Origin of the sequence: Amycolatopsis ruanii (genome assembly GCF_003385175.1) — a bacterium.
GTDB classification, from domain to species: Bacteria; Actinomycetota; Actinomycetes; order Mycobacteriales; family Pseudonocardiaceae; genus Amycolatopsis_E; species Amycolatopsis_E thermalba.
In genome coordinates this window covers 18,194-34,476 of the sequence record NZ_PQHY01000058.1, presented here as the reverse complement: position 1 = coordinate 34,476, position 16,283 = coordinate 18,194, and the positions used below count along the sequence as shown (strand labels likewise).

The window sequence follows — 16,283 nt, the reverse complement described above, 5'->3', positions numbered from 1 at the left end:
CCGTGTCCCTCCTGCGCTGGCAGTTCGACCTGACCTGGTCCCTCGCGGACCTGCACCTGAGCGCGCTCACCCCGGCGGACTTCCGCTGGGAGCCCGGCCCGCTGACCTGGCACGTCCGCCCCGCCGCGGACGGGTGGACGATCGACTGGGCCGACACCGAACCCGACCCCGTGCCGGTGCCCACCATCGCCTGGATCACCTGGCACGTCGGCTGGTGGTGGAGCGTGGCCCTGGACCACGCGCACGGCCTCCCGCCCCGCGAGCGCGAGGCGGTCGGCTGGCCCGGCGACGAGAACGCCGTGGCCTGGCTGCGTGAGCTGGCCGCCGACTGGGGCGGTGTCCTCGACCGGCTGTCCGAAATGGACGCTCCGGCGGCCTTCCCGTGGCCTCCCGAGGCCGGGCTGACCGTGGCGCACCAGGCCGCGTGGGTCAACGCCGAGCTGATGAAGAACGTCGCCGAGATCGGGCAGCTGCGCCTGCTGCGGGCGGCTCAGGCCACGTCGGGCTGAAGCCCCCGACGGACGATGTCCAGGTACTCGCTGATGGCGTCCCGGTTGCGGGTGAGGCAGTCGATGCGGCGGGTCATCCGGTCGCGCTCGCGTTCCAGCGTCGCCAGCATCTCCGGGGTGGCTTCTGGGAAGTAGATGGTGCGTGGCTTGTCCAGGCACGGCAGGATCTGGTTGATGATGCGCGTGGGCAGCCCGGCGTCGAGCAGGCCGCGGATCTGCAGCACCCGGTCGACGTTGTATTCGTCGTAGTCGCGGTAGCCGTTCGGCAATCGCCGGGACACGATGAGCCCCTGCTCCTCGTAGTACCGCAGCAGGCGGCGGGGCGTTTCGGTGCGTTGCGACAGCTCCCCGATGCGCATGTGGTTCCCCTCACAGCGATTTGACCTTCACATCTGTGTGATGGTTTCAGCATAACGCCGTGATCGATGTCCTGACTCCCACCAGACTCCCGCTGCGGTCCCTGCTGGCGCTGACGACCGCGGCGTTCATCACCGTCCTCACCGAAGCCCTGCCCGCCGGCGTCCTGCCGGCGATGAGCGCGGACCTGCGCGTCGGCGAGTCCGCGATGGGGCAGGCCGTCACGATCTACGCGATCGGCACCGCGCTCGCCGCGATCCCGCTGTCCGCCGCGACGGCCGGCTGGAGCCGCAAGCGCCTGCTGCTCGCCGGGGTGGCCGGGTTCGCCGTCGCCAACACCGTCACGGCTGTCTCCGGTGTCTACGCGCTGACCATGGCCGGCCGGTTCGCCGCCGGGGTGGCCGCCGGGGTGGTGTGGGCGCTGCTCGCCGGCTACGCGCGGCGGGTGGCGCCGGAACACCTGCAGGGCAAGGCGATCGCGGTCGTGATGGCCGGGATCCCGCTGGCGCTGTCGCTGGGCGTGCCGGCCGGCACCTTCCTCGGCGAGGCCGTCGGCTGGCGGGTGACGTTCGGCGTGATGTCGGTGATCGCCGTCGTGCTGATCGCCTGGATCCTCGCGGCCGTGCCCGACCAGCCGGGGCAGCGCGACGGCTCCCGGATCCCGGTGCGGCGCGCGGTCGCGGTGCCGGGTGTGGCCTCGGTCCTGGTCGTCACGCTCGTGTTCGTGCTGGCGCACAACGTCCTCTACACCTACCTCGCGACGTTCCTGCACGGCGTCCGCGTCGACGCGGTGCTGCTCGTGTTCGGGATCGCGTCGGTGCTGAGCATCGTGATCGTCGGCGCGCGCATCGACCGGCAGCTGCGGGAGCTGACGATCGTCGCGACGGTGCTGGTCGCCGTCGCCGCGGCGATGCTGGCCGTGCTGTCCGGCAGCGCGGTCCTCGTCTACCTCGCGGCCGCGCTGTGGGGCCTGGGCTGGGGCGGCGTGCCGACGCTGCTGCAGACCGCCGCCGGGAACGCGGGCGGCGAGGCGGCCGACACGGCGCTGGCCGCGCTGGTGACGCTGTGGAACGCGGCCATGGCCGGGGGCGGCGTGGTCGGCGGGATCCTGCTCGACGCGTTCGGGCCCGGTGTGTTCCCGTGGACCGTGCTGGTGCTGCTCGTGCCCGTGCTGGTCGTCGTCCTCGGCGCCCGCAGGCACGGCTTCCCGGCTAGTTCGTGATCGTCACGTCCTCCGTCGCGAGGACGAGTTCGCAGCGCACCGGACCGTCGCCGACCCGCACCGGGACGGCGACGGTCCGGTAGCCGTGCTTGGCGACGGCGAGCGCGTAGCGGCCCGGCAGCAGGCCGGTCACCTCGAACGAGCCGTCCGCGCGGGAGGTGACGCTGCCCGCGACCTCGCCGCGCTCGTCGGCGGCGATCAGCAGCGCGCCGGCCACGCCGACGATGCCGGTGATGCGGCCGGTCGCCGACAGCGTGAAACCGGCTTCGCCCGGTCCGCTCACCGGCGCCGCCTCCGGCTGGTAACCGGCGGCCGAGCAGACCAGCACGTGCTCGCCGCCCGGGATGTTCAGCGAGTACCGGCCGTTCGCGTCCGTGGCGGTGGTGCCGGTCTGCTGCCCGTCCTTGCTGATCAGGGTCACCGCCGCGCCTTCCAGGACACCGCGCGCGGAGCGCACCACGCCGGTCAGCAGCGTCTCCGCCGGACGCGCGCGGCCCGGGATGAAGCACGCGATGAGCAGCGCGGCCACGCACGCGGCGCAGCCGATCAGGAACGTGGCGCGGAACCCGGTCAGGCTGGGCACCGGGGTGCCGCCGAAGTCGATCGTCATGCCCGCGAGCACCATGCCGACCACGGCGCTCGACGACGACGTGCCGATCGAGCGCATCAGCGTGTTGAGGCCGTTGGCCGCCGCGGTCTCGGTGGCCGGCACTGCGCTCATGATCAGGCTCGGCATGGCCGCGTAGGCGAGGCCGACACCCGCCCCGGCCATCGCGGAGAAGATCGCCATCTGCCAGCCCGCGCCCATCAGCATCAGGCCCAGCCCGTAGCCGGCGCCGAGCACGGTGATGCCGCACAGCAGCGACACCTTCGGCCCGCGCGCGGCGATCAGCCGGGCGGCCACCGGGGACATCGCCATCATCAGCAGGCCCGACGGCGCGACGCACAGCCCGGCGACCACCATCGACAACCCGAGTCCGTAGCCGGTGCCCGCGGGCAGCTGCAGCAGCTGCGGCGGCACCAGCTGGGTCGCGTAGAGCGCGAAGCCGACCATGATCGAGGTCAGGTTGGTGAGCAGGACCGGGCGGCGCGCGGTCGTGCGCAGGTCGACCAGTGGTTCGGCGGTGCGCAGCTGCAGGAAGCCCCACGCGACGAACAGCACCACCGCCGCGACGCCGAAACCCAGGGTGCGCGTGCTGCCCCAGCCCCAGTCGCCGCCCTTGGAGATCGCCAGCAGCAGGCACACCAGCGCCGCGGACACCCCGATCGCGCCGGGCAGGTCGAAGCGGCCGGGGGAGCGGACCGCCGACTCCGGCACCACGAGCACGATCAGCACGAGGCTGACCAGCCCGAGCGCGGCCGCGCCGAGGAACAGGATGTGCCAGTCGAAGTGCTCGGCGACCAGTGCCGCGGCCGGGAGCGCGAGCGCGCCGCCGATGCCCAGCGACGAGCTCATCAGGCCGACCGCGCCGCCCAGCCGCTCCGGCGGCAGCTCGTCGCGCATGATGCTGATGCCCAGGGGGATCGCGCCGATCGCGAAGCCCTGCAACCCGCGGCCGATCATCATCGGCAGCAGCTCGGTCGTCAGGCCGCACACCAGGGAGCCCGCGACCTGCAACGACAGCGCGACGATCATCATCCGGCGCTTGCCGTACATGTCGCCGAGGCGGCCCAGCACCGGGGTGGCGACCGCGCCGGTGAGCAGGGTGATCGTGATGACCCACGCGGTGTCGGAGCTGGAGCTGCGCAGCAGCGACGGCAGGTCGGCCAGCAGGGGCACCATGAGCGTCTGCATGACGGCGACGACGACACCGCCCAGCGCGAGCACCGCGGTGAGGCGGCCGGGAGACGGGGACATGCGGCTCCGGAGTTCGTGCGCGGATGGTTGCTTGCTGAAAGTACCTTCCGGAACGTCCGGTGCCGAGTGAGTTGTCCCGAAGCTCACTGGAAACCCCGGCGGCGGGCCCGTCCGCGCGCAGCCCGCCGCCGGGGTGGCTCAGCTCTTCGGCACGCCGAGGGCGCGCTCGAAGCCCGGGGGGACCACCACGTCGTCGCGGGTGAGGTCGTGGATCGAGGACTTGCCGAGGCCGAGGATGGCCGAGTCGATGCCGCCGCGGAGGATGTCCAGCACGTTCTCCACCCCGGCCTGCCCGTTGGCGGCCAGGCCCCACAGGTAGGCGCGGCCGATCAGCACCGCCTTCGCGCCCAGGGCGAGCGCCTTGACGACGTCGCTGCCGCGCCGGATGCCGCCGTCCAGCAGCACCTCGACGTCACCGCCCACGGCGTCCGCGATCGCCGGCAGCGCGCGGATCGGGGCCGGGGTGCCGTCGAGGTTGTTGCCGCCGTGGTTGGACACCGAGATCGCGGTGACCCCCGCGTCCACGGCCCGCTTGGCGTCGTCCACGCGCATGACGCCCTTGAGCATGAACGGCCCGCCCCACTGCTCGCGCAGCCACGCCACGTCCTCCCAGGTCGGCAGCGGCGTCTGCATCCACTCGCCGTACGCGCCGAACAACGTGGGCGCCGTGCCGCCGGGCGGGGTCAGGTTCGGCGTGGTCAGGTCGGGCAGCTTGCGGGTCTTCGCGAAGTCCCACAGCCACTTCGGCCGGGTGATGCCCTCCGGCGCGAACCGCACCATCGCCTTGAGGTCCAGCCGCTCCGGGATGACCGGGCTGCCCCAGTCGCGGCCGTTGGAGAACGACCAGTCCAGCGTCATGATCAGCCCGACCGCCCCCGCGGCGCGGGCGCGCTCCATGCGCTGCACGAGCACGTCGCGGCTGCCGACCCAGTACATCTGGAAGAAGGTCTGCGGGTTGACCGTCGCGACCTCCTCGATGGACTTGCTGGCGAACGAGCTGAGGCTCATCGCGGTGCCGCGCGCGGCCGCGGCACGGGCCACGGCCACCTCGCCCTCGGGGTGCACGGCCTGGACGCCGGTGGGGGAGATGATCACCGGCAGCGCGACCGGCTGGCCCATCACGGTGGTGCCCAGCTCGCGCTTGTCGGACAGGCCGGCGACGTGCGGGGCGAACCCGAGCTCGGCGAACGCCGCGACGTTGTCGTCGACGGTGATGCCGCGTTCGGAACCAGCCACCAGGGCGCCGTAGACGGACTTGGGCAGGCGCTTCTTCGCCCGCCGCTGTGCCTCGGCCACCGTCTCGAACCAACCGTTGGACATCTCGCCACTCCGCCTCGCCTGTGAGGGACATCATTTTGGCACTTGATGCCATATTAGGCCACACGGGGTCGCCGGACGCAAGACCGGGCTTTCCGCCGTTGTCCGGTCACGGTTAGATCGAGCGGGTGTCCTCTTTCCAGCCGGACGAGCCGGTCGCGCACGTGGACGTGCACGTGGAGCACCTGCCCGGCGCGACGCTGGTGCGCGTCGCCGGCGAACTCGACCACCTGACCGCCCCCGCGTTCGAGGCCGTCGCCCTGCCCGCGGCGCGCGCCTGCGCCGAGCGGCTGGTGATCGACTTGAGCGAGGTGAGTTTCCTGGCCTCGGCGGGGATCGCGGTCGTGCTGGCCGCCGGGATGGCGGCCCCGGGCCGCGTGCACGTGGTGGTCGGCTCCGGCTTCACAAGGCGCCCACTGGAGATCACCGGAGCCGACGAAATCGTCCGACTGCGCACGACGCGCGAGGAGGCGCTGGCGGAGGATTAGGGCCTGTCCGCATGGCGACGGCCCAGCCGGGCCGGGCTGGAGGTGCCGCGCCGCGGCCGGCCGGGTGCGGCGGCGATCGGCAGGCACTCCATCGCCGCCGACCACTCCGGCCACCCAAGCACGAGGCGATCCACCTGGCGGGCGAGCAGCGTCTGCGACGGTGACCCGGCGCGGCCTACTCCGCGATCACCGTCCTGACCGGATCCAGGCCGCCTCAAGGAGCGACCGGCTCGTGCGGACCCGGCTCACGCCGGCACTCCCTCCATGATCTGGTATCGCCTGGGCCAGTGGGACCAGTAGGCGCCGGTGTAGCCCAGCTCGGTCAGCCGCAGGAGGAACGGGTTGTCCGCGTAGTTGTTGTCCTCCGGGCTGAGACCGGGACGTGTCGGCAACATGACCCGGAGCCGGTCCTGGTGGGGGACGTAATCCCACAGGAGCTCGAGGGCGTGGTCATAGCGCTGGCCGGGGCCGCGTTCGTCGTCGCCGCGAAGTTCCGGGGAAAAGTAGTAGACAGGGCGGAACCCGCCCGCGCGGTCGAACATGAACTGCCGCTCATAAGTCACGGTGTCGGTGCACTGGTTCAGCGGAGTCAGCACGATCGGTTCGTCGGCATCGTTGGACTGCAGGCCGGGTACCGGCACCGAGCCCATGCTCGCGGCAGCCAGGCGGCGTCCCAGCGGCGAGTACGGGAACACGCGAATGCCCAGCGTGTAGCCAACGACCGTCGCGTCGAGCGACTGGAAGTCCTCGACGCACGCGCGCATCGTCTCGGGAGTTTCGCCGGGCATGCCGAGCAGGGCTTCCACCATGGTGGCCATGCCGTACTCGGATGCCCACTGGCACACCCTCCGGACGTCCTCGAAGGTGTAGAACCCGGTGCCGCCCGCGCTCACCTTCCAGCCGCTGAGCAGTTCGGGGCGCGAATGGTCCGGAGCCACGTTGATACCGGCGCAGCCCGCTTCGGCGAGCAGCGCCGCGTATTCGGCATCGAAGGGTGCCGGTTGTACGTAGATCCACAGGCGCAGATCGTGCAGCGGGGACGAGGAGTCGCGGGACTTGCGCCGGATGATCTCCCGCAGAACCGCCTTGCTGTGAGCGATGTTCAGGTTGAACTCGCTGTCCGTCGTGTGCAGGTCCTGAACGCCTTGCGACAGCAGGCTCTCGATCTCGTCGACCACCGCGGTCTCGGCCCGGCGCGCGAATCGGTTGCCCTTGGCGTCCGGTTCCACGCAATGGGTGCAGGCGAAGGTGCACCCGTTCTTCGTCAGAATGTTGCCCAGCCCGCCACGGCGGAAGTAGGCGAAGTTGTCGACGCGATCTGCCCGCCCTGAGTGCCGGCGGTACGGCGCCGCACGCTGAACCAGCGACACTCGCGCGGTGGTGGCCGAGCTGTCGCCGTGGGGAATCTGCCGCACACCCGCTGGCCCGTTGTTGATGATCAGCCCGGGAACGGTTTCCGGTGGGTTGGCGCTCGCTACCGCTTCGGCGAGTTGCACCAGTGTGAACTCGCCTGGCCCCTTGACGCCGTACTCGATTCCGAAGTAATCGACCAGCGCGTACGGCATGGACGAGAATCCGACGCCACCCGCGACCACCGGCGCCGTCGTCCTCGTCCGGATGCAGTCGATGATCTCCTTGTGGGAATCCAGGAACACTCGTTGTTCCTGCGGGTAGATCGTGTCGGTGTTCCTGATCGTCACTCCGATCAGCATCGGTTGCCTGCGCTGGAAGTAGGACGTGACGGCGTCCGGCCAGTGGTCGCGCTCGAACGTGAGATCCAGGACTTCGACGTCGAACCGCGCGTCCTCGAGGGCGGTCGTCAGGATGTCGAGCGCGTAGGGAGTGATCGGTGGATGCACCAGGTTCGGGTTGACGAGCGTGACCAAACCCCTTGCCATTGTTCCCCCAGTTTCGTGGTACCGACGGTATTCGTTCCCTCGTCGCCGAATCAGCATGCAAAGGATTCGTGCTACCGGGTAGGGGCCAACAACACCAGGGCCTCCGCCGAACAGGTGAACTGTTCTTCTCCACCCCGGGCGAGCCGCCGCACCGCGTCGCGGTGCGGTAGGGCGCTCGGTATCGTCGTTACCGGCAGGGTCAGCGCGGATCCGAGGGACCAGGCTGTCCAGGCACGCGAGGAACCGATGGATGAGCTGCCGCTGAAGCGATTCGAGTACTACCACACCACCAGAGTGGACGAGTCCCGGGACAAGACCGCTCGGATGATGAGGTCGCACCGGCTCGTCCCGCTCGACCGGCGTGCCTCCGGGTTCGAAGCACGGCATCATGTGGCCCCGGTGGGCAAGGCTTCCCTGCACTACGTCAGCTACGGGCGGGACGACACGCACGTCATCCCCGGGCCGCTGGAAACCTTCTACGTCCTGATGATCCCGCACAACGGGCGGTGTGTCGTCAACACAGGGCATCGCAGCCGGGTCATCACTCCCGGAACCGCAGCCCTGATCTCGCCGGACGACGAACTGGACATGGTGTGGGAACGAGGTTGCGGCCAGCTTATGGTCAAGTTGCCAACGGATGTCGTGATCGGCAGGCTCGAGTCCCTTCTCCACCGGTCGATCGCTGCACCGCCACGGTTCGAGCCGTTCGTCGACCTCCGCAGTGGTGGGGGCAGGCAGCTCTGGAACCTCGTCCAGGGCATCACCGACGGGTTGAACGTGGACGATCCGTTGCTGGCACACCACGGCATGCTCTTGACTGTCGAGCAGATGCTCACCACTACCGTCCTCTACACGCAGCACCACAGCTATTCGGATGAGCTCACACGAGTCGAGACGTCTATGGCTTCCCATGTCGTCCGGAAGGTGGCCGACTTCGTGGAAGAGATCTCGGTCCTGCCCTCGACCACCGCGGAGCTGGCTGTGGTCGCGGGAGTCAGCGAACGATCACTGCAGCGTGCTTTTCGCGCCGAGCTGGGTGTTTCACCGATGCGTTATGTGAGCGAAGTTCGACTGCGGCGGGTACATGAGGAGTTGCTGCGCGCGGACCAGGCGCAGAACGTCACTGTGACACAGATCGCAGCTCGGGTAGGGGTGTCGAATTTCGGCCGATTCGCCCGGGCGTACCGGGAGCGGTACGGGGAACTCCCCTCCGAGACGAAGCGTCGTGCCAGGATGGCCCCGTTGGCGCGAAGTGGACAAGAACCTGTCGGCAACTGAATAGGTCTTCGCCGTTTCCGTTCCTAACGTGGGATGGTGACTCCTCGCTCCCACGTACCGCAGATTTCGCGCGGCTCCACCGCCATCGGCTCGTTGATCAGGATTTCACGCTCGCAACTCGGGTACAGCCAGTACCGGCTGGCTGAGGAGTTGCTGGACGTCTCGGGCAACTCGGCGATCACGCGCGAGCAGGTCGCCCGTTGGGAACGCGGTAAACGCATCCCGCGGTCCTACTGGCGGGCATGGCTGGCTGTCGCGCTGGACCTGCCCGTCGCAGTGCTCGACGAGGCGGCTCGCTTCGACCAGCGGGTCCGTGTTGCCGGTGGAGCGACGCGCGACACCGCCACGCGTGTCGACGGCCCCGCCTCGGCCGGGCGAGCCGGCGTTGAGTCAGCGCCGGTGCAAAGTGGCCGAGGGGAACTCGTCGTAGTGACTGCGATACCAGGCGGCGAAGCGACCACTGTGCCGCACGCCCCAGCGGCTCGTGACCGCCTCCACCGTGCACCCTGCCTCCGGGTCCGCGGCGACCAGGTCGTCGTGTATCCGCCGCAGCCGGGTCAGCCGGATGTAGGTGCTCGGCGAGACACCGAGCTCGTCCTGGAAACGCCGCTGCAACCACCGCACGCTCACCCGTGCGAACCTCGCGAGCTCCGGGACGGTCAAGTCCTTGTCGGCGTGTTCGTCGATCAGCGTGATGACGGCCGCAAGGTCAGGCCTGGACAGCGTCGTCACATTCACCTCCCGTGGGACGGGTCGTCGGGTGCCGGAGGCGCTCCCGCACCTCGAGCAGCAACACGTTCGATGAGGGGTGGCGACGGAAGCGGCCGAGGTGCCGGTTCAGTTCCTCGAGCGCGGAGTCGACCCTGCCCGAAGACAGCCCGGCGTGGTCGTCCAGCAGCGTGCGGATCACTGTGCGGGCCTTGCCCATCTGTCCCGTTCGCAGTCGCAGGCCGGCGAGCCGAGCACTCGTCAGCGCCCGGGAGCGGCGCTCGTGTGGGGGGCGTTGCTTGAGCGAAACCGCAAGTGCGCGCTGTGCCTCGGCGAGGTCACCGGCGTGCTCCAGGACTACCCCGCGCTGGTAGGTGAGGGTGGCGTTCTCTGCTCCGGACGTGGCCAGGATTCTCTCGGCATCGGCCAGCGCCTGCCGGGCCGCGTTCGGTTCGTTCAGCGCCGCGCGGGTGATGGCCACGTGGCCGAGGAGCTCTGCGAGCTGTTGTCGGGGCATGCTGTCCGGTGCGGTCGCGAGAGCCATTTCGGCGATACGGGCTGCGCTCGCGGTGTCTCCTAGGGTCAACGCCTGCAGGCTGATGTTCCGCAGCACGGCGGCGTAGGTGTTCTGGTCCACCGCTTCGATCGCCAGGCGCAGGGCGAGGCGAAAGTAGGCCAGCGCGAGGCCGTGGAGATTGCTGTCGAAGGACATGAACCCCGCGAGGTCGCAGGACCGGGCAGCGGCTGCGCACACGGCCCGCTGAGGAGCGCCTGGCGAAGCGCGGTGAGCAGCTTCGACGACGTCCCCAGCCAGGTACGCGACGAGTGCGCCGCGTGCGTGGCCGCCACCGAAGCGCTGGTCCGCTGTGGCGAACGCGGAGGTCATCATGGTCAACGCTTCGGCCGCCGCCGCCCGCCGCGGCACTGGCGCGGACGGCCGGGATGCCGGCAGGGTCTCCGGCCACGGGGCGACCTCGAGATCGACCTGCCGGTAGAGACGTTTCTGAGGGATGCCCGTCCACACCGATGAGAGGTCTTCCCGAGCGAGATCGCGCAGTGCCGCGATGGCGTCGGTACACCCGTCCCGGCCCCCGCCGGGGTCGCCCTGATCGTTTCGCGGGAAACCCACTTCGTCCGGTGTGACGACTCGTCCCAGCCTCCGGGAAAGGGCTTCGGCGACATAGAGCGGAGTGTCACCGCGCGGTAGTGAACCCCGGAGCCAGTGCGAAACGGAGGTCCGATCGTACGTGAGGACCCGCCCCGACTCGGCGGCCACGGCGTTCACCGCCCGCGCCAGTCCTTCCCGTGTCCAGTCGGCCACGGCCAGCAGCCTGCGCAACTTCTCGTTCGGGTCACGTGGCATTTCCTGGTCCTCCCAGGAGTTTCCTATCGCTTTTTCGCCCACACCGGGCAGGGGCCAATCTCGCGGGATCGATCGAACGGGCGTTCAACACTTTCAACAGCCCGGAACGCTCCAAGGCTGGCGCGCGGAGTTGATCGCCGCTTACATGGAGGACGTAGGTGGCATGTGGTCACGCGAATCTCGTCCTGTTACTACGGAAGTACGAGGCGGATCAGCCTGGCCCCTATCGCGGAGAGGATCTTCGTGAAAGTCGGTTCCGTGGATATGGTCCACGGACGGCGCCCAGGCCACTCGTCCCCCGCGGACTGCCGGCCCGACGACGGGTCGGTGGAAATCTGGACCGCTTTGGTGGACGACCTGTGCCTGATGTCGTTCGTGGCGTGGACCCAGCAGAAGGGCGCTCACCCGGCACGGGTGCGTGTTCTCGATTCCATCAGCACGAACAATCTGAGGTATGCGAAGGAAATAGCAGAAGTGTCCCGTGCAGGTGCAGCACCGGATCGGGTCCGCCTGACGCGGCGCCCGCCCCGGGACTGGTGGCCGAGTGGTCTCTTCCGGATTCCGGATCGCTCGTGGTCCTCGGTCGTCGCCCGGGGCCTCGTTCTCTCGGCGAGCCTGCTGGTACTGGCTCGATCGCAGCTCGGCGAGGTGACCGACACTGCCTGGCGACGAGCGCTCGTGCTCGTCGAGCGGGGGCAGTCACGGCAGTTCGGCCAGTGGCGGCTGGCGGCGGGATCGCTGCTCGCCGGCCCGGACGCAAGCGCGGAGCTCGGGGAGTACGTCCGTGCGACCATGGCGTGCGCGGGTGATCTCTACCGTGCTGGTGGGCCAGGTGGGCTCGACATCGGGGACGTGCAGTGTCACCATGCGCTTCCCCGTGTCCTCCGGCGGTCCGGCGTCCCGCAGTCCTGGTTGTCCACCTGGTGCGACTATCCGCGTCGCCGCGAGAACGCCACGGCCTGTCGCGCCACCACCCGGCTGATCGACGAGATGCGCTCCACCCCCAGGTGGCCGGCGGTACGACGGGCACCGAGCATCCGGGAGACGGTGTGATCATGAGCAGATTCACCCACTTCTGCTCGACGCGATGGTCCGATTTGGACGCTCGCGGACACGTGGCGGACACTTCGTACCTGCGCTACCTCCAGGAGTGCCGTCTCGAGCTGATCTACCGGCTGCTGCCGCTGTACGAGGCCGAGGACCTGGCTCGTGGCAGTGTCGTCACGCGGCAGTGCATGACATACCTCCGCCCGCTCTACCACCGCGCCGAGCCGATCACCGTCGAAACCTGGGTCACGGACATGAAGGCGGCGCTGGTGCGGTTCGCGTACGTGGTCCGCGATCACGCTCGGGCATACGTGGAGGGCGAGGCTGATCTCGTACCGGTAGACCTCCGGTACGGCACGCCACGACGGTTCACCGAAAACGAACGCACCCATTTCCGGGCTTACTGGGAGCGCGAAGTGACCAGTCACCCGGCAGCAGCATTGGCAGAACACGGAGGTTGATCGTGAGCAGTGACACTGGCACGGCGTTCGCGCCGGCCGGCGACATCGGCGCAGTGGGGCGCCCACCGGCCAGAGGCAGGCTCGCCGGGAAGGTCGCGGTGGTGACGGGCGGCACGCGCGGATTGGGGCTCGCGATGGCCACCGTCTTTCTCGAGGAAGAGGCGAGCGTCATTTGCGCCGCCAGGAGAAGCACCACGCTCACCGAGCTGGCGCAGGCACACGGTGATCGCGTGAGCGTGGAGACGGTGGACGTGTGCTCGGCGGAATCCGTCCGCTCCCTCATGGACCGGGTCATGCAGCGGTTCGGGCGGGTCGACATCCTGGTGTCCAACGCGGGCGTCAGCCGCAACGGCAAGATCGTGGATCTCGGCGAACGCGAATGGCGGGAAGTGCTGGACACGAACCTGACCGGGGCGTTCCACTGCACGAAGTACGTGGTCCCGTGCATGGAGACGGCCGGGGGCGGGCGGATCATCAACATCTCGGCCGGCATGTCCTCACGTGTCGCCCCCGGCGCTGCCGCCTACTCCGCCTCGAAGGCCGCGCTCGAGATGTTCACCCGGGCATCCGCCGTCGAGCTGGCGAAGAAGGGCATCCTCGTCAACTGCATCGCCCCCGGGTTCGTCAACACCGGGATGTACGAACCCCTGCGTGACGACGAACGGCTGCGTTCACGGTACGAACGCATGATGGTGTCCGGGCGACCGGGCGAGCCGTGGGAAGTCGCGGCCGCGGCGGTGTTCCTCGCGAGCGCTGAGGGCTCGTACGTCAACGGGCATGTTCTGGAAGTCAACGGGGGCCTGTTGTGGTCCTGACCCAGCAACTCGGCAAGAGGGAGAACACCGTGTACGTCGACGTGGAGGTCGAAGGCGCGGTGGCCACGATCCGGATGGACCGGCCACCGCTCAACGTCCTGAACCTCGAGCTGCTGAACTCGCTACGCGAGGCGGCTGAGGACATTGCCACCCAGCTGCAGATCAAGGCCGTCGTGCTGTACGGAGGCTCCAAGGTGTTCTCCGCCGGGGCCGACATCCGCGAGCTGAAACAGCTCACCGACGAGGACGCACCGGAACACGCCAAGGCGATGCAGGACGCCGTGATGTCCGTGGCGCACATACCCGTGCCCGTGATCGCGGCGATCCGCGGTGCGGCGGTGGGCGGAGGGTGCGAGCTCGCGCTCGCCGCCGATTTCCGCGTCTGTGCCGACAGTTCCGTGATCGGGTTGCCCGAGATCCTGTTGGGTGTCATCCCCACCGGAGGTGGAACGCAGCGCCTGACAGCCGTGGTCGGGCTCCCCAGAGCGAAGGAGATCGTCTACTCCGGACGCACGCTCGACGCCAAGGAAGCCAGGGAGATCGGATTGGCCGACCGCGTGGTTCCCGACGATGAGGTGCTCACCGAGGCGAAACGTTGGGCGGCGCGTTACGAGAACAGCTCAGCGACGGGGTTGCGGGCCGCCAAGGCCGCACTCGAGCACGGGCAGGACGACGGCCTGGCCGTCGAACTGGAGAACTTCGTCGAATCGTTTCGTGCACCCGACCGGACGATCGGGATGCGCAGTTTCCTCGAGCAGGGGCCCGGCCGGGCGAGGTTTGGCGCGGGCACGGAGAAGGCGGGTAAGTCATGACCACTGATGTCGGGATCATCGGTCTGGGCAGATACCTGCCCAGCGAGGTGCGTACCAATGAAGACGTGGCCGCTCGTACACCCGGCGTGAACGCGGAGTGGGTCGGGCGCCGAACCGGGGTGCTGACCCGGCACGTCGCCGCGCCCGGCGAAGCCGCTTCGGACCTGGCCACTCCCGCCGCCGAGGCGGCTCTGTCGGCCGCCGAGCTGGACCCTGCCCAGGTGTCCCTGCTCGTCGTGGCGACCACGACCGCGGACGAGCCCAGCCCGGCGACGGCCTGCCGCGTGCAGGCCTCGTTGGGAGCGGTCAACGCGGTGTCCTTCGACGTCAACGGCGCCTGCGCCGGCTGGCTGTTCGCCGTCAAGATCGCCCGCGACTGGTTGCGAGACAACCCGTCGGGCGGGTACGCGGTCGTCGTCGGCGTCGAGGTGTTCTCCCGTTTCCTGGACCCGGACGATCGCGCGACCGCGGTCATCTTCGGTGACGGCGCCGCCGCGGCGGTTCTCGGACCGGTTCCCGAGGGGGCGGGATTCGACGACATCCGTCTCGGCACCGAAAGTGATCTCGTGGACGCGGTGGTCGTGCCGGGTGGCGGGAGCCGTCTGCCGGCCAGTCCGTCCACCGTGGAGCGGCGGGAGCACACGATCCGGATGGACGGCCGGGCGGTGACCCAGTTCTTCCGGTCCCAATTCCCGCAGTTGCTGTACGGATTGCTGCGGGACCATGACCTGAAGCTCGACGACATCGACGTCTTCGCCTGTCACCAGGCGAACCCCGTGCTGCTGAAGGCGGTCGCCGCCGAGCACGGCATCGAACCGGACCGCCTCATCGTCGTAGCCGACCGCATCGGCAACATCGGATCCGGTTGCACGCCCTACGCGATCGCCGAAGCCGTGGCCCGAGGACGTGTGCGTCCGGGCTCCCGGGTCATCCTCGTCGCATTCGGGGCCGGCATGACGTGGGGGAGTGCCTTGCTGACCTGGGCGCCGGACGTACGACTGCTGGACGCCACGCCCGCCACCACCGCCCGTCCGAAGGAGAGTGTGTGATGACGACCTCCGGTCTCATCGGGCTGGGCATGAGCCTTCCGCCCGACGTCGTCTCGAACGAAAGGCTGATCCGGGACAACGGGCTCGACTCGAGTGACGAGTGGATCAGGACGCGTACCGGGATCGGCGCCCGGCGAATGGCGGACGAGTACACGAGCACCGGCGACCTCGGCGTCGCGGCCGGGGCCGCGGCCCTCGCGTCGGCCAGGGTCGTGACGGGCGGTGAGGTGTGCCCGGACATGGTGATCCTCGCGACGACCACGCCGGATCACCGGTGCCCGTCGACCGCGCCGCATATCGCGCACCGCCTGGGCCTCAAGGGTGTAGCGGCGGTCGACGTCTCCGCGGCCTGTTCTGGCTTCGTGTATGCACTTTCCCTGGCCCACGCGCTGGTCGTCGCGGGAACGCACCAGCAGGTCCTCGTAGTCGCCGCGGAGACCTACACAACCACGTTGATCGACCCGCACGACCGGGATACCGCGATCCTGTTCGGCGACGGGGCGGGAGCGGCGGTGGTGGCCGCCGCGGCACCCGGTGATCCCGGTGCCGTCGAGTCCATCGAGCTGGGCAGCGACGGCACCGGACTGGAGGTCTTCCACGTGCCGGCCGGAGGTTCCCGGTCGCCGTTCCGAATGAGCCAGGGGCCGGTCGAGGACCTGTACGTCAAGATGAACGGGCGCGCGCTCTACACCAATGCGGTTCGCCGGATGACCGCCACCGCCAGGGCCGCGCTCAGCGGAGCCGGGTGGTCGGTCGAAGACCTCGGCGTGTTCATCGGGCACCAGGCGAACCAGCGGATCCTCGACAGCGTGGCCGAGCACCTCGGCCTGCCGCCCGGCCGTCAGCAGGGAAATCTCCGCGATCTGGGAAACACGGCCGCGGCGTCCATCCCCCTGGCGGTCGCGGACGCCGCACTTCGTGGCGCCGCTCGCCCGGGCGATCGCACCCTTCTCGCGGCGTTCGGCGCCGGCTACACCTGGGGAGCCGTGGCCCTGCGATTCCCGGCTGCCGTGCCCTACAGCCTGGCTCCGCACGCCGCGGGAGCGCCGGAACCCGCGGCGCCGGGTCGCCGAGTCGCCACACACGCTTGAATCGCAATCA

16 protein-coding genes are annotated in these 16,283 nt (G+C 69.5%); 10 read left to right on the top strand and 6 right to left on the bottom strand.

The features are described from left to right. Window positions 1-2: 2 nt before the first annotated feature. On the top strand, window positions 3-509 hold the full coding sequence (locus tag D0D28_RS25940) for a DinB family protein (protein ID WP_240323354.1): 507 nt from the start codon (window positions 3-5) through the stop codon (window positions 507-509). On the opposite strand, the gene D0D28_RS25935 is transcribed toward D0D28_RS25940, so the two are convergent. After that, window positions 491-868 (bottom strand): MerR family transcriptional regulator, encoded by a 378-nt coding sequence (locus D0D28_RS25935; RefSeq protein WP_116113224.1) that lies wholly within the window; start codon window positions 866-868, stop codon window positions 491-493. The genes D0D28_RS25940 and D0D28_RS25935 overlap by 19 nt on opposite strands. Window positions 869-927: 59 nt before the next feature. Between D0D28_RS25935 and D0D28_RS25930 the strand changes: the two genes are divergently transcribed. Beyond that, a complete protein-coding gene (locus D0D28_RS25930; protein WP_116113216.1) occupies window positions 928-2,088 on the top strand; it encodes an MFS transporter in 1,161 nt (386 codons plus the stop codon). Here the strand turns inward: D0D28_RS25930 and D0D28_RS25925 are convergent. Next, window positions 2,078-3,946, bottom strand: a complete 1,869-nt coding sequence (locus D0D28_RS25925) for an MFS transporter (protein WP_116113214.1) — start codon at window positions 3,944-3,946, stop codon at window positions 2,078-2,080. The genes D0D28_RS25930 and D0D28_RS25925 overlap by 11 nt on opposite strands. Before the next feature lie 138 nt (window positions 3,947-4,084). Continuing rightward, entirely contained in the window at window positions 4,085-5,266 is a 1,182-nt protein-coding gene (gene mftD, locus D0D28_RS25920; protein ID WP_116113211.1) for a pre-mycofactocin synthase MftD, read from the bottom strand. Between the two features lie 125 nt (window positions 5,267-5,391). Between mftD and D0D28_RS25915 the strand changes: the two genes are divergently transcribed. Beyond that, complete coding sequence (locus D0D28_RS25915; RefSeq protein ID WP_094004992.1) at window positions 5,392-5,751, top strand: STAS domain-containing protein; 360 nt, start codon at window positions 5,392-5,394, stop codon at window positions 5,749-5,751. Window positions 5,752-5,996: 245 nt separating this feature from the next. On the opposite strand, the gene tsrT is transcribed toward D0D28_RS25915, so the two are convergent. Continuing rightward, window positions 5,997-7,637, bottom strand: a complete 1,641-nt coding sequence (gene tsrT, locus D0D28_RS25910) for a tryptophan 2-C-methyltransferase (RefSeq protein ID WP_429727758.1) — start codon at window positions 7,635-7,637, stop codon at window positions 5,997-5,999. A 258-nt stretch (window positions 7,638-7,895) separates the two neighbouring features. On the opposite strand from tsrT, the gene D0D28_RS35840 reads away from it, so the two are divergent. Beyond that, a complete protein-coding gene (locus D0D28_RS35840) occupies window positions 7,896-8,927 on the top strand; it encodes an AraC family transcriptional regulator (protein WP_162831196.1) in 1,032 nt (343 codons plus the stop codon). 390 nt (window positions 8,928-9,317) lie between these two features. On the opposite strand, the gene D0D28_RS25895 is transcribed toward D0D28_RS35840, so the two are convergent. Next, window positions 9,318-9,659: a helix-turn-helix transcriptional regulator gene (locus tag D0D28_RS25895; protein ID WP_162831195.1), complete on the bottom strand. Its 342-nt coding sequence runs from the start codon at window positions 9,657-9,659 to the stop codon at window positions 9,318-9,320. Beyond that, the gene (locus D0D28_RS25890) at window positions 9,637-11,040 is read right to left on the bottom strand and encodes a hypothetical protein (protein ID WP_162831194.1); all 1,404 of its coding nucleotides are present in this window, start codon (window positions 11,038-11,040) and stop codon (window positions 9,637-9,639) included. Before D0D28_RS25890 ends, D0D28_RS25895 begins: the two co-directional genes overlap by 23 nt. A gap of 285 nt (window positions 11,041-11,325) precedes the next feature. Here D0D28_RS25890 and D0D28_RS25885 point away from each other — a divergent pair, with 285 nt between their 5' ends. Genes D0D28_RS25885 through D0D28_RS25860 form a run of 6 tightly spaced genes read left to right on the top strand, consistent with a single transcriptional unit; the run spans window position 11,326 to window position 16,273 of the window. Next, a complete protein-coding gene (locus D0D28_RS25885) occupies window positions 11,326-12,051 on the top strand; it encodes a hypothetical protein (RefSeq protein WP_162831193.1) in 726 nt (241 codons plus the stop codon). Between the two features lie 2 nt (window positions 12,052-12,053). Continuing rightward, window positions 12,054-12,506 carry an acyl-CoA thioesterase gene (locus D0D28_RS25880; RefSeq protein ID WP_240323353.1) on the top strand — a complete coding sequence of 151 codons (453 nt, stop codon included), beginning with the start codon at window positions 12,054-12,056 and terminating at the stop codon, window positions 12,504-12,506. Between the two features lie 2 nt (window positions 12,507-12,508). Beyond that, on the top strand, window positions 12,509-13,321 hold the full coding sequence (locus D0D28_RS25875) for an SDR family NAD(P)-dependent oxidoreductase (protein ID WP_240323352.1): 813 nt from the start codon (window positions 12,509-12,511) through the stop codon (window positions 13,319-13,321). Between the two features lie 29 nt (window positions 13,322-13,350). Then, the gene (locus tag D0D28_RS25870; protein WP_240323351.1) at window positions 13,351-14,133 is read left to right on the top strand and encodes an enoyl-CoA hydratase/isomerase family protein; all 783 of its coding nucleotides are present in this window, start codon (window positions 13,351-13,353) and stop codon (window positions 14,131-14,133) included. Continuing rightward, window positions 14,130-15,182: a 3-oxoacyl-ACP synthase III family protein gene (locus D0D28_RS25865; RefSeq protein ID WP_116113197.1), complete on the top strand. Its 1,053-nt coding sequence runs from the start codon at window positions 14,130-14,132 to the stop codon at window positions 15,180-15,182. The genes D0D28_RS25870 and D0D28_RS25865 overlap by 4 nt, the downstream gene beginning before the upstream one ends. Continuing rightward, window positions 15,182-16,273: a beta-ketoacyl-ACP synthase 3 gene (locus D0D28_RS25860; RefSeq protein WP_116113240.1), complete on the top strand. Its 1,092-nt coding sequence runs from the start codon at window positions 15,182-15,184 to the stop codon at window positions 16,271-16,273. Before D0D28_RS25865 ends, D0D28_RS25860 begins: the two co-directional genes overlap by 1 nt. Window positions 16,274-16,283 lie beyond the last annotated feature (10 nt).

Bases quoted from the DNA above. Each gene is read 5' to 3' on its own strand.
- mftD (WP_116113211.1), bottom strand. From the start codon at position 5,266: ATGTCCAACGGTTGGTTCGAGACGGTGGCCGAGGCACAGCGGCGGGCG.
- D0D28_RS35840 (WP_162831196.1), top strand. From the start codon at position 7,896: ATGGATGAGCTGCCGCTGAAGCGATTCGAGTACTACCACACCACCAGA.
- D0D28_RS25860 (WP_116113240.1), top strand. From the start codon at position 15,182: ATGACGACCTCCGGTCTCATCGGGCTGGGCATGAGCCTTCCGCCCGAC.
- D0D28_RS25925 (WP_116113214.1), bottom strand. From the start codon at position 3,946: ATGTCCCCGTCTCCCGGCCGCCTCACCGCGGTGCTCGCGCTGGGCGGT.
- D0D28_RS25935 (WP_116113224.1), bottom strand. From the start codon at position 868: ATGCGCATCGGGGAGCTGTCGCAACGCACCGAAACGCCCCGCCGCCTG.
- D0D28_RS25880 (WP_240323353.1), top strand. From the start codon at position 12,054: ATGAGCAGATTCACCCACTTCTGCTCGACGCGATGGTCCGATTTGGAC.
- D0D28_RS25865 (WP_116113197.1), top strand. From the start codon at position 14,130: ATGACCACTGATGTCGGGATCATCGGTCTGGGCAGATACCTGCCCAGC.